The 2,857-nt window shown below is 67.6% G+C and carries 5 protein-coding genes; all 5 read left to right on the forward strand.

The window, feature by feature from the left end:
* Positions 1 to 696, forward strand: a 696-nt coding sequence (locus CCN33_RS09595) for a response regulator transcription factor (protein WP_244173743.1), incomplete at its 5' end; no start/stop codon positions are given.
* Positions 697 to 809: 113 nt separating this feature from the next.
* Positions 810 to 1,007, forward strand: coding sequence for a hypothetical protein (locus tag CCN33_RS09600; protein ID WP_086693186.1), 198 nt, complete (start codon positions 810 to 812; stop codon positions 1,005 to 1,007).
* Positions 1,004 to 1,600, forward strand: a complete 597-nt coding sequence (locus tag CCN33_RS09605) for a pilus assembly protein TadG-related protein (RefSeq protein WP_086693193.1) — start codon at positions 1,004 to 1,006, stop codon at positions 1,598 to 1,600. The genes CCN33_RS09600 and CCN33_RS09605 overlap by 4 nt, the downstream gene beginning before the upstream one ends.
* A 30-nt stretch (positions 1,601 to 1,630) precedes the next feature.
* Positions 1,631 to 2,215 (forward strand): hypothetical protein, encoded by a 585-nt coding sequence (locus tag CCN33_RS09610; protein WP_086693188.1) that lies wholly within the window; start codon positions 1,631 to 1,633, stop codon positions 2,213 to 2,215.
* Between the two features lie 9 nt (positions 2,216 to 2,224).
* Positions 2,225 to 2,842 (forward strand): OmpA family protein, encoded by a 618-nt coding sequence (locus CCN33_RS09615; RefSeq protein ID WP_086693191.1) that lies wholly within the window; start codon positions 2,225 to 2,227, stop codon positions 2,840 to 2,842.
* Positions 2,843 to 2,857: the final 15 nt, after the last annotated feature.

A 2,857-nucleotide genomic window follows, 5' to 3' on the forward strand; every position in this document is an offset into this window, starting at 1 on the left:
GTGGTCGCCGACGACAACCCCGTGGTCCGCGCGGGCCTCACCGCGCTTCTCTCCGGCCGCGAGGACACCACCGTGGTGGCCGAGGCGGCGGACGGGCGCGAGGCGTACGAGGCCGCGCTGGCGCACCGGCCGGACATCGTCCTTCTCGACGTCCGGATGCCGGGTGTCGACGGAATCTCGGCATTGCCCCACCTGGTCCGGCTGGCGCCCGTCATGATGCTGACCTACAGCCACGAGACGGAGACCGTGCGGGAGGCTTTGCGGCTGGGGGCGGGGGGATATCTGGTGCACGGGGAATTCGGCACGGAGCAGTTGGTGCGGGCGGTGCGGGATGTGTGCGAGGGGCGTCCGCATGTGACGCCGGGGGCGGTGCGCGCGCTGTTGCCTCCGGCGGTCGGGCCGGGTGCGAGTGCACACGCGGAACCTGAACTTCCCGCTTCTCGCTGGGAGATGTCTGCAAAAACCCTTTCGCACATGCAATCCTCTGTGGGACAGTCATTCCGGTCGAGTTTTCAACTGAGCACCAGGGAGGCGGAGATCATGGACCTCGTCGCATCCGGTATGACGAACCATCAGATCGCCGCCGCCTGCTTCATCAGCGAGAAGACCGTCAAGAACCACATCAACCACATCTTCGCCAAACTCCACACCACCAACAGATCCCAGGCGACCGCGAAGTGGCTGGGGGTGGCGTGAGATGGCGTTCAGCCGTGCGCAATGGGCCCAACGCTGGGCCCACGGGCCCTGGGCCCGCCTCCTCTTACCGCCCTACGGTGCGCGGATCGGAGACAAATCCGGAGGGGAACACCATGAGTGCTTGGTTCAACACCGCCATTGCGAGCCTGCGGGCCCGCGCCGCCCGCAGCGACACGGGGCAGACCGCGGTGGAATACCTCGGCATCATCGCGGTGGTCGTGGCGATCGTACTGGCGATCACGGGTACGAGTATCGGCCAGTCGATCTTCGACGCGATCACCCAGAAGATCTCCGAGGTGACCGGCGGCTGACCGGCGCGCGCCTCCGTCGGGACACAGGGCAGGCCTTCCCCATCTACATCACCGTGGTGGCGGGCCTGCTCTTTCTCGCGTTGGCGTATCTGGCGGTCGGCCAGGCCTCGGTGAACCGCGGCGGTGCTCAGACCGCAGCCGATGCGGCGGCCCTGGCAGCGGCCCAGGACAGGCGCGATCTGCTGGTGGGGAAATGGGTCGACGACATTCTGGACCCCACCAAGTGGGGGGCCGTCTTCGACGGTGAGGTCCCGGTGCCGGACTCCTGCTGGCGGGCCGAGGAACTGGCGGCCCAGAACGAGGCCGGCGCACAGTGCGCACAGGACGGGCCGCTCGCCTTCACGGTCGAGGCCAAGACCGATAAGTCGGTTGGTCATTCCATCGTCCCGGGCACGGAGAATTTCAAGTCGACGGCGTCCGCGAGGGCCGTGATCGAAGCCCTCTGCACGTTCGAGAAGCCTGGAGAAGGGGCGCACGGTGACGTGCTGCCGCGACTGTCCTGCAAGGACCGTGACTGGGATCTGGACCCGGACGATCTCACTCATCTGCCCGAGCCGCAGGACCTCTTCGATGTCCACCTGGCCGCCGACTGACAGGCGATCGACGCGTAAAGGAATTCAGCCATGAGTATGCGTTACACCGGGCGGCGGACCGCCAGGGGCGTGGCAGCCCTGTCCGTAGCTGCCGTCCTTGCCCTTGGTGCGGTGGGCTGCGGAGGTGGGGGCGGTGATGACAAGAAGCCGGACGCCTCGGCCTCCGCCACCAAGTCCGGTGGCTCGAATCCGAGTACGCAGGAAGGGCAGTCGGACGACCCGCTGGCGGAGCTGAAGGGATCGGACGGGCTCACTCTCCAGATCACTTCCGCAAAGCGTGACTCGGGAGGCTTCGTCACGGTGAACGGCAATCTGCGGAACGACGGCGCCAAGGACCTTGTCATTCCGTCGGCCCTGAGCGGCGACGAAACAGAGATCATCCGAAACGGCAGGTCCCTCGGAGGTGCGACCCTCGTCGACCCGAAGGGCAAGAAGCGTTACTACGTCCTGCGCGACACGGACGGACGCCCTCTGACGACGACGGGCTTCTCGGCCCTCAAGTCCGGTGCCACACTCGCGGTCTTCATGCAGTTCCCGGCGCCTCCGGAGAACACATCGGAGGTCGACTTCCAACTGCCCACTTTCCCGACCGCCACTTTCAAAATCTCCGACTGAGGCCCCCCCGTGACCACCACCCGTCTCGCCCGCCTCCTCGTGACCGCCGCCGCCGCGGCCCTTCTCACCCCCCTGGCGCCCGCCCACGCGGACGGGCCCAGTGAGCCGCCCGGTACGGAGCCGAGTGCTGCCGCGCCTGTGGAGGTGGACCCCACCGATCCGGATCTGAAGCTGCCGGAGGGCGCCACCCTCGCGGGAGCGAAGGTGCTGGACATCAAGTCGGTCGTCGAGGACCAGAGCGGGGACGAGCGCCGCGAGGACACCAACGCGGACGTCACCTTCGCCCTCCAGGCAGAAGTCCTCTTCGGCAAGGACAGCGCCAAACTCGGCCCGGAGGCCCGCGCCCGCATCACCGCGATCGCCGAGGAGATCGAGAAGCAGAAGGCCACCCGCGTACGCGTCTTCGGCTTCACCGACAACCTCGGCTCCTCCGCCCACGGCGACGTCCTCTCCAAGCGCCGGGCCAACGCCGTACAGGCCGTACTCGACCAGGACCTCAACGCCCCCGACGTCACCTTCGAGGTACGCGGCTACGGCGAGCAGTACCCCATCGCCGACAACGCGACCGAAGCGGGCCGCAAGAAGAACCGCCGCGTGGAGGTCTCCTTCCCCCGCACCGCCCAGTAGGCGCTACCCCACCGC

Origin of the sequence: Streptomyces recifensis, from assembly GCF_002154615.1 — a bacterium.
In the GTDB taxonomy this organism is placed as follows: domain Bacteria; phylum Actinomycetota; class Actinomycetes; order Streptomycetales; family Streptomycetaceae; genus Streptomyces; species Streptomyces griseoluteus.

What these genes read in the sequence shown, in the direction of transcription:
- CCN33_RS09610 (WP_086693188.1), top strand. Translation starts at nt 1,631, where the DNA reads ATGAGTATGCGTTACACCGGGCGGCGGACCGCCAGGGGCGTGGCAGCC.
- CCN33_RS09600 (WP_086693186.1), top strand. Translation starts at nt 810, where the DNA reads ATGAGTGCTTGGTTCAACACCGCCATTGCGAGCCTGCGGGCCCGCGCC.